This is a genomic window from Pseudomonas sp. Pseusp97 (genome assembly GCF_047304025.1).
Classification (GTDB): Bacteria; Pseudomonadota; Gammaproteobacteria; order Pseudomonadales; family Pseudomonadaceae; genus Pseudomonas.
The window spans coordinates 1-15,719 of record NZ_JBGLYK010000136.1 but is presented as its reverse complement, the minus strand read 5'-3'; the positions used below and the strand labels follow the sequence as shown (position 1 = coordinate 15,719).

At 63.9% G+C, this 15,719-nt stretch carries 19 protein-coding genes; 9 read left to right on the top strand and 10 right to left on the bottom strand.

What is annotated here, in order from left to right; genetic code table 11:
• Positions 1-162: 162 nt before the first annotated feature.
• Positions 163-780, bottom strand: a complete 618-nt coding sequence (gene thrH / locus ACCC94_RS19970) for a bifunctional phosphoserine phosphatase/homoserine phosphotransferase ThrH (RefSeq protein ID WP_152222567.1) — start codon at positions 778-780, stop codon at positions 163-165.
• A gap of 189 nt (positions 781-969) precedes the next feature.
• On the opposite strand from thrH, the gene ACCC94_RS19965 reads away from it, so the two are divergent.
• The 3 genes from ACCC94_RS19965 to ACCC94_RS19955 all read left to right on the top strand — a co-directional run bounded on the left by ACCC94_RS19965 (position 970) and on the right by ACCC94_RS19955 (position 3,397).
• On the top strand, positions 970-1,704 hold the full coding sequence (locus ACCC94_RS19965) for a phosphoadenylyl-sulfate reductase (RefSeq protein WP_413351270.1): 735 nt from the start codon (positions 970-972) through the stop codon (positions 1,702-1,704).
• Positions 1,705-1,789: 85 nt separating this feature from the next.
• Positions 1,790-2,134, top strand: a complete 345-nt coding sequence (locus ACCC94_RS19960; RefSeq protein ID WP_413351268.1) for a hypothetical protein — start codon at positions 1,790-1,792, stop codon at positions 2,132-2,134.
• A 78-nt stretch (positions 2,135-2,212) separates the two neighbouring features.
• Positions 2,213-3,397: an MFS transporter gene (locus ACCC94_RS19955; RefSeq protein ID WP_413351267.1), complete on the top strand. Its 1,185-nt coding sequence runs from the start codon at positions 2,213-2,215 to the stop codon at positions 3,395-3,397.
• A 194-nt stretch (positions 3,398-3,591) separates the two neighbouring features.
• On the opposite strand, the gene cysB is transcribed toward ACCC94_RS19955, so the two are convergent.
• From cysB to ACCC94_RS19930, 5 genes are all read right to left on the bottom strand, one after another.
• Positions 3,592-4,566 carry an HTH-type transcriptional regulator CysB gene (gene cysB, locus ACCC94_RS19950; RefSeq protein WP_413351266.1) on the bottom strand — a complete coding sequence of 325 codons (975 nt, stop codon included), beginning with the start codon at positions 4,564-4,566 and terminating at the stop codon, positions 3,592-3,594.
• A gap of 167 nt (positions 4,567-4,733) precedes the next feature.
• On the bottom strand, positions 4,734-5,219 hold the full coding sequence (locus ACCC94_RS19945; protein ID WP_413351265.1) for a universal stress protein: 486 nt from the start codon (positions 5,217-5,219) through the stop codon (positions 4,734-4,736).
• A gap of 96 nt (positions 5,220-5,315) precedes the next feature.
• The gene (locus ACCC94_RS19940; protein ID WP_413351264.1) at positions 5,316-6,227 is read right to left on the bottom strand and encodes a 5'-nucleotidase; all 912 of its coding nucleotides are present in this window, start codon (positions 6,225-6,227) and stop codon (positions 5,316-5,318) included.
• 18 nt (positions 6,228-6,245) lie between these two features.
• Positions 6,246-7,202 (bottom strand): putative 2-dehydropantoate 2-reductase, encoded by a 957-nt coding sequence (locus ACCC94_RS19935; RefSeq protein WP_413351271.1) that lies wholly within the window; start codon positions 7,200-7,202, stop codon positions 6,246-6,248.
• A complete protein-coding gene (locus tag ACCC94_RS19930) occupies positions 7,193-7,579 on the bottom strand; it encodes a thioredoxin (RefSeq protein ID WP_413351262.1) in 387 nt (128 codons plus the stop codon). The genes ACCC94_RS19935 and ACCC94_RS19930 overlap by 10 nt, the downstream gene beginning before the upstream one ends.
• Between ACCC94_RS19930 and ACCC94_RS19925 the strand changes: the two genes are divergently transcribed.
• Complete coding sequence (locus ACCC94_RS19925) at positions 7,578-7,997, top strand: PilZ domain-containing protein (RefSeq protein WP_413351261.1); 420 nt, start codon at positions 7,578-7,580, stop codon at positions 7,995-7,997. The two genes, ACCC94_RS19930 and ACCC94_RS19925, sit on opposite strands and share 2 nt — an antisense overlap.
• Positions 7,998-8,177: 180 nt before the next feature.
• Positions 8,178-9,254: a 3-deoxy-7-phosphoheptulonate synthase gene (locus ACCC94_RS19920; protein ID WP_413351260.1), complete on the top strand. Its 1,077-nt coding sequence runs from the start codon at positions 8,178-8,180 to the stop codon at positions 9,252-9,254.
• A 188-nt stretch (positions 9,255-9,442) separates the two neighbouring features.
• Here ACCC94_RS19920 and ACCC94_RS19915 read toward each other — a convergent pair whose 3' ends face one another.
• Positions 9,443-9,727, bottom strand: a complete 285-nt coding sequence (locus ACCC94_RS19915; protein ID WP_017516909.1) for a GNAT family N-acetyltransferase — start codon at positions 9,725-9,727, stop codon at positions 9,443-9,445.
• 22 nt (positions 9,728-9,749) lie between these two features.
• Complete coding sequence (locus ACCC94_RS19910; RefSeq protein ID WP_413351259.1) at positions 9,750-11,024, bottom strand: hypothetical protein; 1,275 nt, start codon at positions 11,022-11,024, stop codon at positions 9,750-9,752.
• A gap of 235 nt (positions 11,025-11,259) precedes the next feature.
• Between ACCC94_RS19910 and ACCC94_RS19905 the strand changes: the two genes are divergently transcribed.
• The 4 genes from ACCC94_RS19905 to ACCC94_RS19890 all read left to right on the top strand — a co-directional run bounded on the left by ACCC94_RS19905 (position 11,260) and on the right by ACCC94_RS19890 (position 13,892).
• Complete coding sequence (locus ACCC94_RS19905) at positions 11,260-11,949, top strand: crotonase/enoyl-CoA hydratase family protein (RefSeq protein WP_413351258.1); 690 nt, start codon at positions 11,260-11,262, stop codon at positions 11,947-11,949.
• Between the two features lie 158 nt (positions 11,950-12,107).
• Positions 12,108-12,299, top strand: a complete 192-nt coding sequence (locus ACCC94_RS19900; protein WP_236174496.1) for a hypothetical protein — start codon at positions 12,108-12,110, stop codon at positions 12,297-12,299.
• Between the two features lie 307 nt (positions 12,300-12,606).
• Positions 12,607-12,828, top strand: coding sequence for a hypothetical protein (locus ACCC94_RS19895; protein ID WP_413351257.1), 222 nt, complete (start codon positions 12,607-12,609; stop codon positions 12,826-12,828).
• A gap of 92 nt (positions 12,829-12,920) precedes the next feature.
• The gene (locus ACCC94_RS19890; RefSeq protein WP_413351256.1) at positions 12,921-13,892 is read left to right on the top strand and encodes a magnesium and cobalt transport protein CorA; all 972 of its coding nucleotides are present in this window, start codon (positions 12,921-12,923) and stop codon (positions 13,890-13,892) included.
• 121 nt (positions 13,893-14,013) lie between these two features.
• On the opposite strand, the gene ACCC94_RS19885 is transcribed toward ACCC94_RS19890, so the two are convergent.
• Both ACCC94_RS19885 and ACCC94_RS19880 read right to left on the bottom strand, forming a co-directional pair.
• Positions 14,014-14,766 (bottom strand): amidotransferase, encoded by a 753-nt coding sequence (locus ACCC94_RS19885; RefSeq protein WP_413351255.1) that lies wholly within the window; start codon positions 14,764-14,766, stop codon positions 14,014-14,016.
• A 203-nt stretch (positions 14,767-14,969) separates the two neighbouring features.
• Positions 14,970-15,524 carry a cysteine hydrolase family protein gene (locus tag ACCC94_RS19880; RefSeq protein WP_413351254.1) on the bottom strand — a complete coding sequence of 185 codons (555 nt, stop codon included), beginning with the start codon at positions 15,522-15,524 and terminating at the stop codon, positions 14,970-14,972.
• Positions 15,525-15,719: the final 195 nt, after the last annotated feature.

The following is a 15,719-nucleotide window of genomic DNA, read 5'->3' as shown; positions in this document are numbered from 1 at the left end:
CGGTGGCCCACCGTTCCCCCCAAAAACCCTAATTCTTTTCGCCCCCTCTTGCCCCCCAAACATATCCCCCCCCCACTGGGGGGGGGGGGGGTCCCCCACAACCCCCGCTCCTACAGAAAGCAAAAGCCCCGCATCAGCGGGGCTTTTTCGTCACAGCCGGTGTTACAGGCTGAGTTGGCGGTTGGACGCCTTGAGGAATTCCTTCTTCAGGTCCTCATAGGTGTGCACGGCCGGGAACTGCGGGAACTCGCGGATCACGTTGTCCGGCGCGTGGAACAGGATGCCGGCGTGGGCTTCGGAGAGCATCGTGGTGTCGTTGTAGGAATCGCCAGCAGCGATCACACGGTAGTACAGGCTCTTGAAGGCAATGACCGACTGGCGCTTCGGATCCTTCTGGCGCAGCTGGTAGCCGACGACGCGATCGGTCTCGTCGGTGATCAGCTTGTGGCACAGCAGGGTCGGGAAACCGAGCTGGCGCATCAGCGGCTGGGAGAACTCGTAGAAGGTGTCGGAGAGGATCACCACCTGGAAGCGCTCGCGCAGCCAGTCGACGAATTCCACCGCACCTTCCAGCGGCTTGAGCGTGGCGATCACTTCCTGGATGTCGGACAGTTTCAGGCCGTGCTCGTCGAGGATGCGCAGACGCTGCTTCATCAGCACGTCGTAATCCGGGATATCGCGGGTCGTCGCCTTGAGCGCTTCGATACCGGTTTTTTCAGCGAAGGCGATCCAGATTTCCGGAACCAGGACCCCTTCCAGGTCGAGACAGGCGATTTCCACGAACGATTTCCCCGCAGGATTGACTTGAGAGGCGGGCACTCTAGCGGCTCGCCGGAAGCGGCGCAACGCGGCACTTATATCCGGAAACAGCAGTCTACCTTCCCGATGGTTATTTAGGGGCATATCCACCTCTTTGCTACCATCGCGCCACGCACCGCACTGCGCCATTAAAACTAGGAATACCGCCTGATGAGCCTCCCGTTCGATATCGCGGAAATCGCCGCGACCCATGCCAGCAAGTCCCCGCAGGACATCCTCAAGTTCGCTTTCGAGCACTTCGGCGATGAGCTGTGGATTTCCTTCAGCGGCGCCGAGGATGTGGTGCTGGTGGACATGGCCTGGAAGCTCAACAGGAACGTCAAGGTGTTCAGCCTGGACACCGGTCGCCTGCACCCGGAGACCTACCGCTTCATCGAGCAGGTCCGCGAGCATTACGGCATCGCCATCGAGGTGATGACCCCGGACTCGCGCCTGCTGGAGCCGCTGGTCAAGGAAAAGGGGCTGTTCAGCTTCTACAAGGACGGCCACGGCGAATGCTGCGGCATCCGCAAGATCGAGCCGCTCAAGCGCAAGCTGTCCGGCGTGACCGCCTGGGCCACCGGCCAGCGCAAGGACCAGAGCCCCGGCACCCGCAGCCAGGTCGCCGTGGTCGAACTGGACGGCGCCTTCTCCACCCCGGAGAAACCGCTGATCAAGTTCAACCCGTTGGCCAACATGAGCAGCGAAGAGGTCTGGGCCTACATCCGCATGCTGGAAATCCCCTACAACAGCCTGCACGAGCGCGGCTTCATCAGCATCGGCTGCGAGCCCTGCACCCGCCCGGTGCTGCCCAACCAGCACGAGCGCGAAGGCCGCTGGTGGTGGGAAGAAGCCACGCAGAAAGAGTGCGGGCTGCACGCCGGTAATTTGATCAGCAAGGCCTGAAGCCTTACCCTCGGTTGACGGAAATTTCCCTGTCAGCCCGCAGCGCAGGATCGGACGCCTGCACGCCTGCGACGGAGCCGATCCCATGCGCATCACCCTGGTGAAGAAGGTCTTGGCCGATGGCCAGGACTGCCGCAAGTGCCGCGAAGTCCACGAGCGACTGGAAAAAGGCGGCTACCTCTCGCGCATCGACCGCACCCTGGTTGCCGACGAGCGCAATCCTGCCAGCACCGGCTGGCTGGTTGCGGCCCAGTATGGCGTGGACACCGCGCCCTTTTTCGTCGTCCGCCACGATGATGGCCGCGAGGTCGTCTACACGGTGTTCATGAGTTTCCTTCACGAGGTGCTCGAAGGCCGTGGCGAGCTGCCGCTGGACTCCCGCGATGCCCTGGCCGAACTGGCCCGGCGCGACGATCTGGATCGTCTGTAAGCGTTGACCTTGACGCTTTCTTGATGGCCATTCGGCCAGACTGTGCTCCCCTCCCCTGATGCACAAGGAAGCTCGCCCATGGCCGACGGCTCGGACCGCACACGCCCCCGCATTCCCGGCACCGTCTGGGCGCTGGGTTTCGTCAGCCTGTTCATGGATGTGTCGTCCGAACTGCTGCACAGCCTGCTGCCGCTGTTCCTGGTCGGCAGCCTGGGGCTGAGCATGGTCGCGGTCGGCCTGATCGAGGGCATAGCCGAAGCCACCGCGCTGATCGTCAAGGTGTTCTCGGGCGCCATCAGCGACTTCCTCGGCCGGCGCAAGGGCCTGGTGCTGTTCGGCTATGGCCTGGCGGCACTGTCCAAGCCGCTGTTCCCGCTGGCCAGTTCGGGCGAGACCATCTTCGCCGCGCGCCTGCTCGACCGTATCGGCAAGGGCATCCGCGGCGCACCACGCGATGCGCTGATCGCCGACGTCTCGCCGCCATCGATCCGCGGCGCGTGCTTCGGCCTGCGCCAGTCCATGGACACCGTCGGCGCCTTCGCCGGCCCCTTGCTGGCCATCGTGCTGATGCTCTGGCTGGGCAACAACCTGCCGCTGGTGTTCTGGTTCGCCTGCATTCCCGCCGGCGTCGCGGTGCTGGCCATCGTCTTCTTCGTCAAGGAACCGGAACAGGCCGAAGGCACCCACCGCTTCCGCTCGCCGATCCATCGCGACGCGCTGCGCAGCTTCCCGGCGCGCTACTGGTGGGTGGTCGGCATCGGCGCCGTGTTCACCCTCGCCCGCTTCAGCGAAGCCTTCCTGGTGCTGCGCGCCCAGGACATGGGCCTGCCGATGGCCTGGACTCCGGTGGTGATGGTGGTAATGGCCCTGCTGTTCATGCTCTCGGCCTACCCGGTGGGCTGGTGGTCGGACCGCACCGACCGCACCGGCCTGCTGGCCATCGGCATGCTCCTGCTGGTGGCAGCGGACCTGCTGCTGGCGTGGGCCGACTCCACGCCGCTGATGCTCGTCGGCGTCGCGCTCTGGGGCCTGCACATGGGCTTTACCCAGGGACTGCTGGCGACGCTGATTGCCGACACCACGCCGGCCGACCTCAAGGGCACGGCCTTCGGTGTGTTCAACCTCGCCAGCGGCATCGCCATGCTGCTGGCCAGCGTGCTGGCCGGCTGGCTGTGGCAGAGCTTCGGCGCCAGCTGGACCTTTGTCGTCGGCGCCGCGCTGGCCTTCGTCGCCCTGCTGTTGCTGCGCTGGCGTATCCGCTAACGAAGCTTTTCGTAGGAGCGAGCTTGCTCGCGAACGGATTCACCGGCTACATCAGTGTTGGGCGGTTCGCGAGCAAGCTCGCTCCTACAAAGGCGCACTTGCGCCCCACCTTCGAAGCAAAACAAAACGCCGCGTCCCCTTTGGAGATCGCGGCGTTTCCTTTGAGCCCAGCGCCGATGGAGCGGCGCTTTGCATCAATAGATCGGCAGCTCGATACCCTCGAACAGCTCGTCCAGCTCGGTCTTGTTGTGGCACTGCACGGCCTTGGCCAGCAGGTCGCGGGTCAGGTGCGGGGCGAACTTCTCGATGAAGTCGCACATGAAGCCACGCAGGAAGGTGCCGCGGCGGAAGCCGATCTTGGTCACGCTGGATTCGAACAGGTGGCTGGCGTCGAGCATCACCAGGTCGTTGTCCAGCTTCGGATCGACCGCCATGTGGGCCACGATGCCCACGCCCAGGCCCAGGCGCACGTAGGTCTTGATCACGTCGGCGTCGGCGGCGGTGAACACCACTTTGGGCACCAGGCCGCGCTGGTTGAAGGCTTCGTCGAGCTTGGAGCGGCCGGTGAAGCCGAAGACGTAGGTGACGATGGGCTGCTCGGCGAGCAGTTCCAGGGTCAGCTTCGGCACCTTGGTCAGCGGGTGGCCCTGGGGCACGATCACGCAACGGTTCCAGCGGTAGCACGGCATCATGATCAGGTCGCCGAACAGTTCCAGCGCCTCGGTGGCGATGGCGAAGTCGACGGTGCCGTCGGCGGCCATCTCGGCGATCTGCATCGGCGTGCCCTGGTGCATGTGCAGGGAAACGTCCGGGTACTGCTTGATGAAGCCGCTGATCACGCCGGGCAGCGCATAACGCGCCTGGGTGTGGGTGGTGGCGATGGACAGCGTGCCCTTCTTCTCGTTGGAGAATTCCTGGGCGATCTGCTTGATGCTCTCGACCTTGCGCAGGATCTCGCCGGCGGTAGTGATGATGCGCTCGCCGGCCGGGGTCACGCGGGTCAGGTGCTTGCCGCTGCGGGCGAAGACTTCGACGCCCAGCTCGTCTTCGAGCAGGCGGATCTGCTTGCTGATGCCGGGCTGGGAGGTATACAGGCTTTGCGCGGTGGCCGAGACGTTCAGATCGTGGTGCGCGACTTCCCAGATATAGCGCAGTTGTTGAAGCTTCATGGACTTTCCTCGAAATGAATGTCGCGACTCGCGATCAGGGGCTTGTCGTTTTATAACCATATTAATGGTTTAAGGAATAAAACTAGACGTTTTTTTTTGCCCTGCTTGCCATTCGTCTAAAGCCCCACGGGAAATCCGGGCTTGTCCGACGTATCGTCACAAAGCGCTCAGCGATGCTGCAGCATCGGCACCAGGTAGACCGGCACCTCGGCCAGTTGCACCAGGCGCGCGGCGGTGCGCCCCAGCGGCGTGTTCAGCCCATCCCCATGGCTGTGACTGCCGGCGACGATGATGTCGACGTCCAGGCGCTTGGCCTCGTCGAGGATCACCATCGGCGCGTCCCCCTGCACCACGCGCACCGAGCGGATCAGCTCGGCGTCCTGGCGCGCTTCCCCCAGTTCATCGCGAAACCCCTCCATCACCCGCTGTTCGATGCTGCCCATGACGTTGGTCAGGCCATTGGTGCGCATCTCCTTCAGCGTGCCTTCGTCCAGGTAGGTCTGCAGGACGGACTCGGCAAACAGCCCCAGCGGCTCCACCGCGTGCACGACATACACCTCGGCGCCGTAGGCACGGGCCAGCGAAAGGGCGTGCTGGAGGACGTAGGGGGCATAGAGACCGAGGTCGGTGGCGTAAAGAATCGTTCGGATCATGCGGCCTCCTCGACTGCCTGCGCGGCGGGGCCTATCCAGCAGCGTAGCAGGAGAACGCGAATCGCTCCGATAAGGCCGGATGTCGCGACCCGGCGGCTATCCGGCGACCTTCTTCTCGTTGCTCACACCGTGGGGGACATGGCCGGTCGCCACCACCTCCCGCGCCCTCTCGCAGTGCAGCGGCTGGTCATCGAAGAAGACGTCGGCGGCGAAGGCTTCGAGGAAGGCGGCCTTGTCCAGGCCACCGAGGAACAGCGACTCGTCCAGGCGAATGTCCCACTCGCGCAGCGTGCGGATCACCCGCTCGTGAGCCGGGGCGGAACGCGCGGTGACCAGAGCCGTGCGGATCGGGCAGGATTCCTGGGGGAAGGCCTGCTGCACGCGGTTGAGCGCGGCCAGGAAGGGCTTGAACGGCCCGCCGCCCAGCGGCTCGCGAGCGGACTCGCGCTCATGGGTCTGGAAGGCTTCCAGGCCGCCCTGCTGGTAGACGCGCTCGGAGTCGTCGGAAAACAGCACTGCATCGCCGTCAAAGGCGAAGCGCAGTTCGCCGCTGGCCTCCCGGCGGGTGCCGCCGGAAAGGATGGTGGCGGCGGCGAAGCCGGCGTCCAGGGCGTTACGCACGTCCTCTATATGGGTGGAGAGGAACAGGTGGCAGTTGAACGCCTTGAGGTACGGATAAGGGCTGCGGCCACCGACGAAGGCGGCACGGGAGATGCCCAGGCCGTAGTGCTGGATGGAGTTGAACACGCGCAGGCCGGTATCGGCGCTGTTGCGCGAGACCAGCACCACTTCCACTGGCGCGCTGTCGGTGCCGCCATTGAGGGCAAGCAGCTTCTGCACCAGCGCAAAGGCGTCGCCCGGCGGAAGGACTTCGTCCTCGCGGTCGATCTGGTACTGGCGGTAGGCTTCGACGCCTTCGCTTTCGTAGACCTGATGGCTTTCGCGCAGGTCGAACAGCGCCCGCGAGGAAATCGCCACCACCAGCTTGTCGCCCAGCCCTTTTGCCATGCTTCCCCCCGGTGTCCGTCAGCGCGCCTGGTTGCGCGCGTCGATGAAACGCAGCGCGCGATACAGCGCCTCGATCTTCGGCAGATCACGCCCGGCCCTGCGCGCGGCCTCCAGGGGCGCGGCGTAGATGGCGCCCAGTTCCAGCGGCCGGCGCTGAGCGAAGTCATGGTACATGCTGGGCAGGTAGTCCGGCATGGCATCGGTGGAGCCGAGCATCGCGCCGACTATGCCCTGAGGCAGCGAGTGCCCGCAGGCAGCGGCGCCGGCGATGACTTCTTCCATCAGCTCGGCCACCAGGGCGCGGCTGTCGGGGTTGTCCATGATCGCTCGCGTGCCGCTGTCGAGCAGCACGGAGAGGCCGTTGTAGGGGATGTTCCAGACCAGCTTCTGCCAGCGCGCCTGCTCCAGGTTGGGCATGGCGTTGGAGTCCAGGCCGGCGCTGCGGAACAGCGCGGCGCCCTCCTCCACAATCGCCTGGCGCTCTTCGGCCTCTTGCGCGGAACCCGAGTGGTAACCGATGTTCACTCCACCGAAGGCCTGGTGTTCGATCACACCCGGTTCGGCACGGTGCACACAGATGAAGCAAAGCCCGCCGAGCAGGTGGATATGTTCGGGCAGCAGCGCGCGCAGTTCGTCTTCCACGGCAAGACCGTTCTGCAACAGCAGGACCTTCGCCCCCTGCGCAGCGGCTTGAATGATCAGCGGTGCAAGGTCGGCGTTACTGGTGGTCTTGGCGCCCACCAGCAGCCAATCGCAGGGCGGCATCTTCGCCACGTCGTCGTAGGCATTCACCGGCGACAGGCTCAGCGCGCCGTGCACCTGGCTGTTCAGGCGCAGGCCGTTCTGCGCAACGGCGGGGTACTCGCTGCGCAGCAGGAAATGAACGTCGTGGCCGGCGCGGGCCAGCATCAGGCCGTAGAAACCGCCAATGGCGCCGGTTCCGATGATGCCGATTCGCAGAGTCGTCAAGGCAATTCCTCAGCAGGGCGCGCGAGGGCGGCGCGCAGGGACTGGATCAGGGGTTCGGGACGCAACGGCGCGTGGACGGCGCCCAGAAAGTGGCCGTCGCGCACCAGGAACAGCGAAGGCAGGTGGAAGACCTCATAGCGCTCGACCATTCCGCCACTGTGCCCGGCGTCGATCCAGCACAGGCGGTCGATGGGAAGACCGAACTCCGGCAGCACCTGCCGCGCCCAGCGACAGGTCGAGCAACCCTCGCCGGTGAAAATCAGCAGCGACACGCCGGACAACTCCAGCAGCCGGCGGTCGGCATCCAGGTCGGTCAGCTCCAGGGCCGGCACTATACTCAAGGTGCCACCACTATAAAGATTGCAGTCGGAGCGCTCCGTCATGCGTCAGTTCCTGCGTCACCCGTGCGACCTTCCGGTCGAGCTGGTCATCCGCAAGCAGACCTTCCTGCCGCGCCAGCGGTTGCACAATATCAGCCTCGGCGGCGTGGCGTGCAACTCACCGCGGGGCTTTCGCCGCGGCACCTCCATCGAGCTGCACATTCCCCTGCTGGGCGACGCGGCGCGCTACGGCGGAATAATCGCCTGGAGCCGCAAGCAGGCAAGCGATTACCGCGTGGGCATCGCCTTCATCGACGAAGACACGCTTTTCCGCGCACGGATGATCGAGCAGGTCTGTCAGATCGAGCACTACCGCCGGCAACACGCCCAGACTGATGGCGGCGAGTCGCCGAGCGACGACCTGGCGCTGGAATGGATCGCGCAGAACGCGGCGGACTTCCCATTGTTTTGCGCAGTCTGATCGCCGCTGCGCAGAAAGTCGCGCCAATGCCCGTGATCCGGGCATTTTCCTGCATCGAGCCATTGTCGAGGCGACGCCTGAACGGTTAAGGTTCGGCTTCCCCTTAGCGACACACCTGCCTGCGCCCCATCGCACGGGGATTTCTGGCGGCCGGCACCCGTGACCTGATTGAGTACCACGATGGCTGATTTACAGATCGACGACCTTAACGTTGCCTCCAACGAGACACTGATCACGCCGGAGCAGCTCAAGCGCGAAATCCCCCTGACCGACGCCGCCCTGCGCACCGTCGCCAACGGCCGCCAGGTCGTCCGTGACATTCTCGACGGCAAGGACCATCGCCTGTTCGTGGTGATCGGCCCCTGCTCGATCCACGATATCAAGGCCGCCCACGAATACGCCGAGCGCCTGAAGGTGCTGGCCGCGGAGGTCTCCGACACCCTGTTCCTGGTGATGCGCGTGTACTTCGAGAAGCCGCGTACCACCGTTGGCTGGAAGGGCCTGATCAACGATCCGTACCTGGACGACTCCTTCAAGATCCAGGATGGTCTGCACATCGGCCGCCAGCTGCTGCGCGACCTCGCCGAGATGGGCCTGCCCACCGCCACCGAGGCGCTCGATCCGATCTCTCCGCAGTACCTGCAGGACCTGATCAGCTGGTCGGCCATCGGCGCACGCACCACCGAATCCCAGACCCACCGCGAGATGGCTTCCGGCCTGTCCTCGGCGGTCGGCTTCAAGAACGGCACCGATGGCAGCCTGACCGTGGCGATCAACGCCCTGCAGTCGGTTTCCAGCCCGCACCGCTTCCTGGGCATAAACCAGGAAGGCGGCGTCTCCATCGTCACCACCAAGGGCAACGCCTACGGCCACGTGGTGCTGCGCGGCGGCAACGGCAAGCCGAACTATGACTCGGTCAGCGTCGCCCTGTGCGAGCAGGAACTGACCAAGGCGAAGATCCCGCTGAACGTGATGGTCGACTGCAGCCACGCCAACTCCAACAAGGACCCTGCCCTGCAGCCGCTGGTGATGGACAACGTCGCCAACCAGATCGCCGAAGGCAACAACTCCATCGTCGGCCTGATGGTGGAAAGCCACCTGGGCTGGGGCGCGCAGCCGATCCCGAAGGACCTGTGCGAACTCAAGTATGGCGTGTCGATCACCGACGCCTGCATCGACTGGGACACCACCGAGAAGGCCGTGCGCAGCATGCACGCCAAGCTCAAGGACGTCCTGCCCAGGCGCCAGCGCGGCTGACGCTCGGGGTACAAACGAAAAGCCGGGCTGATGCCCGGCTTTTTCTTTGGCTTTTCGTAGGAGCGAGCTCGCTCGCGAACAGTTATCCGGCGACAGCGAAATCAGGCCGTTCGCGAGTAAGCTCGCTCCTACAAAGAGCCGCCCAAGAAAAAGCCCCGCATCAGCGGGGCTTTTTCGTATCTTGCCTGTCAGAGCGCGGTGTCGGTGTGGCGCTGGCGACGCTCCAGGTAGCGCTCGACGTAGGAGCACGACGGGATGACGCTGTAGCCCTTGCGCTCGGCGTACTGCAGCGCGTGTTCGGTGAGGGCGGCGGCGATGCCGCGGCCACGCAGGCTGTCCGGGACGAAGGTGCGGTAGATGTCGAGCGTCTGCTTGCCCAGATCCATGTAGGCCAGATAGGCGCGATGACCATCAACAGTCGTTACGAACTGGTGGCTGGTTTCATCATGCTGGATGGACAACGACTCACTCACTTGCTCTCTCCTTCCGGGGGCCTCACAACATGACCCGCACCTGATTGATCTTGTTCAGGCGGAGGAACATTTCTGCCGAACCCGTCCCGAGCAGGACGGTGATATAGACTCGGCCGTTCTCCACCTTGTGCAGCACACCCTGGTAATAGGCACCATCGAAGGTGATGAACTGCAGGCGCTTGCCGGTGTACTGGGCAAGGCTTTCAACGCTAACGAACTCATATTGCTGCGTTTTGGCCTGCGACTCAACCGTTTCCGGGGCCGAAACCATTTGATACTGGCTTTCCGGCGTGATTTTTTTCTTCAGCGGATCGACCCAGGCGAATCCCAGCGCTGTGACCGACTGCTGGTTCACCAGGACGACCGGATGCAGCATCTGGATCACATCCTTGGGCTCGAAGAATTGCAGGCCGTCCCAGGCCATGCCTTCGGTGGGCGTCAGTTCGACGCGCAGGGAACGCGGATCGGACAGGTAGCGGCCGTAGGCCTCCAGCACGGGCTTGTCCAGCGCGATGCGCTGCAGTCGCAGCGCCTTGTCGAACTGCTCCAGCGACAGCGCGGTATAGGCAGCCTGGTCCAGTCCGAGCTTGCCCCGGCAGAACTCGCTGACCCGGCGCTGGTACTGGTTGTCGTTCATCTCGACGACCACCTGGGACACTCGCGGTGGATTCACGCGCATGTCGCCCGGCCGCTCGGAGACATTCATCAGCGTCATGCTGGTGTGCATGTCGAGCATGTCGCGGGTATCGCTGCGCAGGTCGAAGGTCAGGGTCTGCGCGCCCGGCTGCAGGCGGTAGGAGAACTCGATGTCCGACTCGAGGGTGCGATAGCCCATCTGCAACAGCTCATCGACGCCGATATTGCGCACGTTGCCGCAGGCCACCTCGCTCATCGCGGTGAAGGCGCTCTTCTCCGCCGGCTGGGCGTAGAGCGACTGCATGAACGGGCCGTGGATCTGCAGCTCTACCCCCTTCAGGTCCACCGCCATCTGTTCCGGCAGCTTGCCCTCACCCAGGCGCTCCTTGAAGCTGAGCAGTTCGCGCAAGCCGTTGAATTTCAGCTGGGCGTGGGAGACTTTCAGGCTGTCGCCGGCCATCGGAACCCGGATCACCACATTCTGCAGGCCGACCCGACCGTCGAACGATGACGAAATGCCGCCGTAGGTTATCTCCATGAATGGCGAAACGCGGGCGATGGCATCGTTCACCACGCTGCGCACGGAGAGCCAGAGGGACGCCTTGATGATCAGGGCGATCGCCACCACGGCGAACAGGGACCATTTGAGAATCTTCGACATGAGATGCACATCCTGGATTGTGCGAGGCGGGACGCAGGGATACTGGCAGCTTAACAGTACGCCTGCGACCTCTCCACGAGCGCCGTAGGAATTTGCGTGCACAGCGCACAGAAATCGCCCGGATTTCGTGGCATGCGGCTGACTCGCCAGTCAGTCAAAACGCTTTACGCCCCGGGCCTGCGTCAGTATGTTCTGGCCACTTCCAACCCAAGGACTGCAACCCAGGACCCCTGCCATGAGTGAGCTGATCAGCTACCAATTCGAAGACGGCGTCGCCACCCTGACCCTGAACAACGGCAAGGTGAACGCCATCTCCCCGGCGGTCATCGAAGCCTTCAACCAGGCCCTGGACCAGGCGGAGAAGGACCGTGCCATCGTCATCGTCACCGGCCAGCCGGGTATCCTCTCCGGCGGCTACGATCTCAAGGTAATGACCTCCGGCCCGGAGAACGCCGTGAACCTGGTGGCCGCAGGCTCCACGCTGGCCCGCCGCATGCTGTCCCACCCCTTCCCCGTCATCGTCGCCTGCACCGGCCATGCGGTGGCCAAGGGCGCCTTCATCCTGCTCTCGGCGGACTACCGCATCGGCGTCGATGGCCCGTTCCAGATCGGCCTGAACGAAGTGGCCATCGGCATGACCATGCACCACGTCGGCATCGAGCTGGCCCGTGACCGCCTGCGCCGCTCCGCCTTCACCCGCTCCGTGGTGAACGCCGAGATGTTCAATCCGCGCGACGCCGTCGACGCCGGCTTCCTCGACAAGGTGGTGCCGGCCGAGCAACTCCAGGCCGCCGCCCTGGAAGCCGCCCAGCACCTGAAGAAGCTGAACATGACCGCGCACCGCAACACCAAGCTGAAGGTACGCAGGCAACTGCTGGAAACCCTGGACAAATCCATCGAGCTGGACCGGAACCATTTGGCCTGATCCCCGCTGGCAGAAGAGCCCGGCCTGGTGCCGGGCTTTTTCATGCCACAACTGTTACCTAATTAGCAACAGTGATTAATCCTGATCGCTATTTTTAAAAAATTATTACGCATTAACCTATTGATGAACCCAGAGCAAACCAACCGGAGGTGTTCATCATGAAACTCAACATCATCGCCGCCAGCGTACTGGCCGCCGCTACCGCTTTCGCCGCCCAGGCCAGCTTCGCCGAAGAGTCCCCGCTGATGCAGGACCGCATGGTTCACATGACCCAGGCAGCAATCCAGCAGCAGCAATCCGAGCAGTCCGCCAGCCAGGTGAACGTCGAAGCCGCTGCCAAGCAGGGCTGAAACCTTCTCATCCCGCCAGCCGCCTGCAGCAGGTGACGTCATGCAGTCCTGCCCGAAGCGAAGAGCCCGGCGCGATGCCGGGCCCTGCAGGCGTAAGGCTGCCTCCCTTCCCGAAGAAGCTCCAGCAGCCATGAAGCCCGCCAGAATCGCGAAATCCTGCGATGACATCCCGCCCGGCGCCCTGCGCCTGGTCGTCGAACTGCCATCTATCAATTTGCCTGATACCGGAAAGCAATCGGCATCGTTATTCAATCGAAATGACCAAAGCGACACTGGGCCATCTCATCCCCGAACCCGAGTCGCCTCCATGAACCGTCAAGCCCATCGCTACGCCCGCAACGGCGCGCTCGCCGCCCTGGGGCTCTACACCATCGTGATCCTGGTGGTCACCGCCCTCAGCGCCGGCTTCGACGGTGCACGGCGCGCCCCGGTGGACACCATCGACCGGAACGGACTCTTCGAACGCTTCAACCAGGCTGTGCCCGTCGCCCTCCAGGGCCTCCAGGACGCCCTCACGCCTCACTCCTGATTCCTCTTCGCTGGCGCGTCGCGCCAGGCTGGCCAACACTCAGTTCCTGCAGAACGACTCCCGACCGATCCAGCAGCAGGGTGGGCTTTCGCATGGGCCGAGTCATCGCTTCCGCCGTCTACAGCAAGGGCCGCAAGGTTTCCGACATCCCGCTGGAGGACGGCTACCGCTGGGCCTGCCAGCCCGACCACTTCGTCTGGACGGGGCTGCAGGAGCCGACGCCGGAGGAAATGTTCAACCTGCAACGGCAGTTCAACCTCCATGAACTGGCCGTGTCCGATGCCCTGGAAAAGCACAGCCGGCCGAAGCTGGAAACTTTCGGCGACGCGCTGTTCATCGTGATCTATTCACCGATACGCGCCGATAATCGGCTGATGTTCGTCGAAACTCATCTGTTCGCCGGAATCGGCTACATCATCAGCGCACGTCACGGCTTCTCCCAGTCCTACGCTCAGGTCCGACAGCGCTGCGAAGCACGCCCGCTGTTGCTGGCCCACGGAACCGACTTCGTGCTGTACGCCCTGCTGGACTTCGTAATGAGCAATTACGAACCGGTGGTCGAGGCCATTCGCGGGGAAATCGAGGAAGTGGAGCAGCAGGTGCTGCGCAAGTCGCTGACCCAGGAACAGATCGAGAAGATCTACGGCCTGCGCCGCGAGGTACTCAGGCTCAAGCACTACGCAGCGCCCATGGTGGAGATCTGCCAGGAGCTGCAACGCCTGGACTTTCCCTTCATCGACAAGCAGATGCGCCCCTACTTCCGCGACGTGGCAATCCACGTGAACCGTCTGCTGGAAGACCTCACCACCCTGCGCGACGTAGCCAGCCAGACCATCGAAGTCGGATTGGCGCTGGAGTCCTCACGGCAGAGCGTGGTGCAGCGCAAATTTGCCGCCTGGGCGGCCATCCTCGCCTTCCCCACCGCCGTGGCCGGCATCTACGGGATGAACTTCGAGTACATCCCGGAATTGCACTGGCACTATGGCTACTTCCTGATCATGGGGCTGCTGGCGCTGGGGTGCGTCGGGCTGTACATCAGCTTCAAGCAGGCGGATTGGCTCTGACGGGAACCTTTCGAGGGTCCAGATAACCTCCACCCATCCTACAAAAGCGCTCTGCAACACTCCCACACGCAAATAAAAACGCCGCTCGATTGAGCGGCGTTCTCCGTCAGCACGGCAGGAATCAGGCCGCGCTTTTCTTCTCGGTGTTCTTCTTCTCATCACGCCCCTGCTGGACGAAGCGCATCATCCACTCGCCCACCGCCGCGCCCTGGTGCGGGCGGGAAAGGCTGTCGATACCGGACTGGAACACCGGCTCGCTGAAGATGTGCTTGCGCAGTTCGAGGATCGCCTGGGAATAGTCGCTCTGGAACTCCGGGTGGCCCTGGAAGCACAGCACCTGGTCGCCGATGGCGTAGGCGGCGTTCGGGCAGAAGTCGCTGGAAGCGATGCGGCGCGCACCGTGGGGCAGCTCGGTGACCTGGTCCTGGTGGCTGACCAGCAGGGTCAGGCCATCGCCCAGCGCAGGGCTCATCCACTCCGGCTGTTCTTCGATCCGGTAATCGTGGATGCCCACGCCCCAGCCCTGGCTGGCGCGCTCGGTCTTGCCGCCCAGTACCAGCGCCAGCAACTGATGGCCGAAGCACACGCCGAGCAGCTTGTCGCCACGCTGGTAGAGCTTGAGCACGTAGTCCTTGAGGGTCTGGATCCAGGGATCAGTGCCGAAGGAGTCCGCCTTGCTGCCGGTCACCAGGTACGCGTCGAACTTCTCATCTTCGGGCGGGTAATGCCCTTCCACCACGTTGTAGACCGTGAACTCGGCCGGAACGGGTTGCTTGGCGAACAGTTGCTGGAACATCCAGCCATAGCCCTTGTACTGATCGATGAGTTCGGGGCGGAGGATGTCGGTTTCCAGAATGCAGATGTGCAACGACATGCAGGGGTGATTCCTGGGGGGTTAGCGGCTGATAAGGATGGTTTTCCTGACACTGATGAAACGCGCGTGAAAATTACGCCCTATTTTTTCACCACACAAGATGCCGAAGCCGATTCTTGCGTAGGAATTTCAGGGGAAATACCGGAAAAACCGACTTCCTTCAATTGCACGGACGCACAAGGGTGACGGCCGGTTGGCAAGACTCAGCCGATGGACAGCCTTTGCAGCAGCGAGTTCGAGTCCAGCACCTGCGCATACTCGCCCTGCAGGTTGGCCAGGGACATGGCGTGGACCTCCTCGGCGCTGCGCTGCAAACCGTTGAAATCGCACTTGGCGAAGGCGAAACAGGCGTCGGCCACGACCTGCGTGGCGAAGCCCAGGTTGCCCGCGGTACGCGCGGTGGCCTCCACCGAGTTGTTGGTGCTGACGCCGCAGATCACCACAGATTCGATGCCGCGCACGCGCAGCCAGCGCTCCAGGCTGCTGTTGATGAAAGCATCGGGGACGTTCTTCTCCACCACGTGCTCATGCTCCAGCGGCGCCAGCGCCTCCTGGAACTCCGCGCCCGGCTGCCCGGGCCAGAAAGGCGAGCCCGGCGTGCGCGAAATATGGCGGACATGCACCAGCGGCCAACCTTTCCGGCGCCATGCAACCAGCAGGTCGCCAATGCGCTGCTCGGCCTGCGGGTTGTTGCGCGGCTCGGCGCTGGCGCGCATGCCTTTCTGCTGGTCGATGATCAACAAGGCGGGAGGCGTCATCGGAGGGCATTCCTTGCGGGTGAGAAGGCGTCATCCTACGGCCAGTGCGGGCAAGAAAAAACCGGCCACGTGAGCCGGTTCTCCAGGATGACGATTATTCTGTAGGAGCGGGGGGGGGGGGGGGCGGGGGCCCCGGCGGGGGGGCGGGGGGGGGGGGGGGGGGGGGGGGGGGGCGGGCGGGGGGGCGGGGGGGGG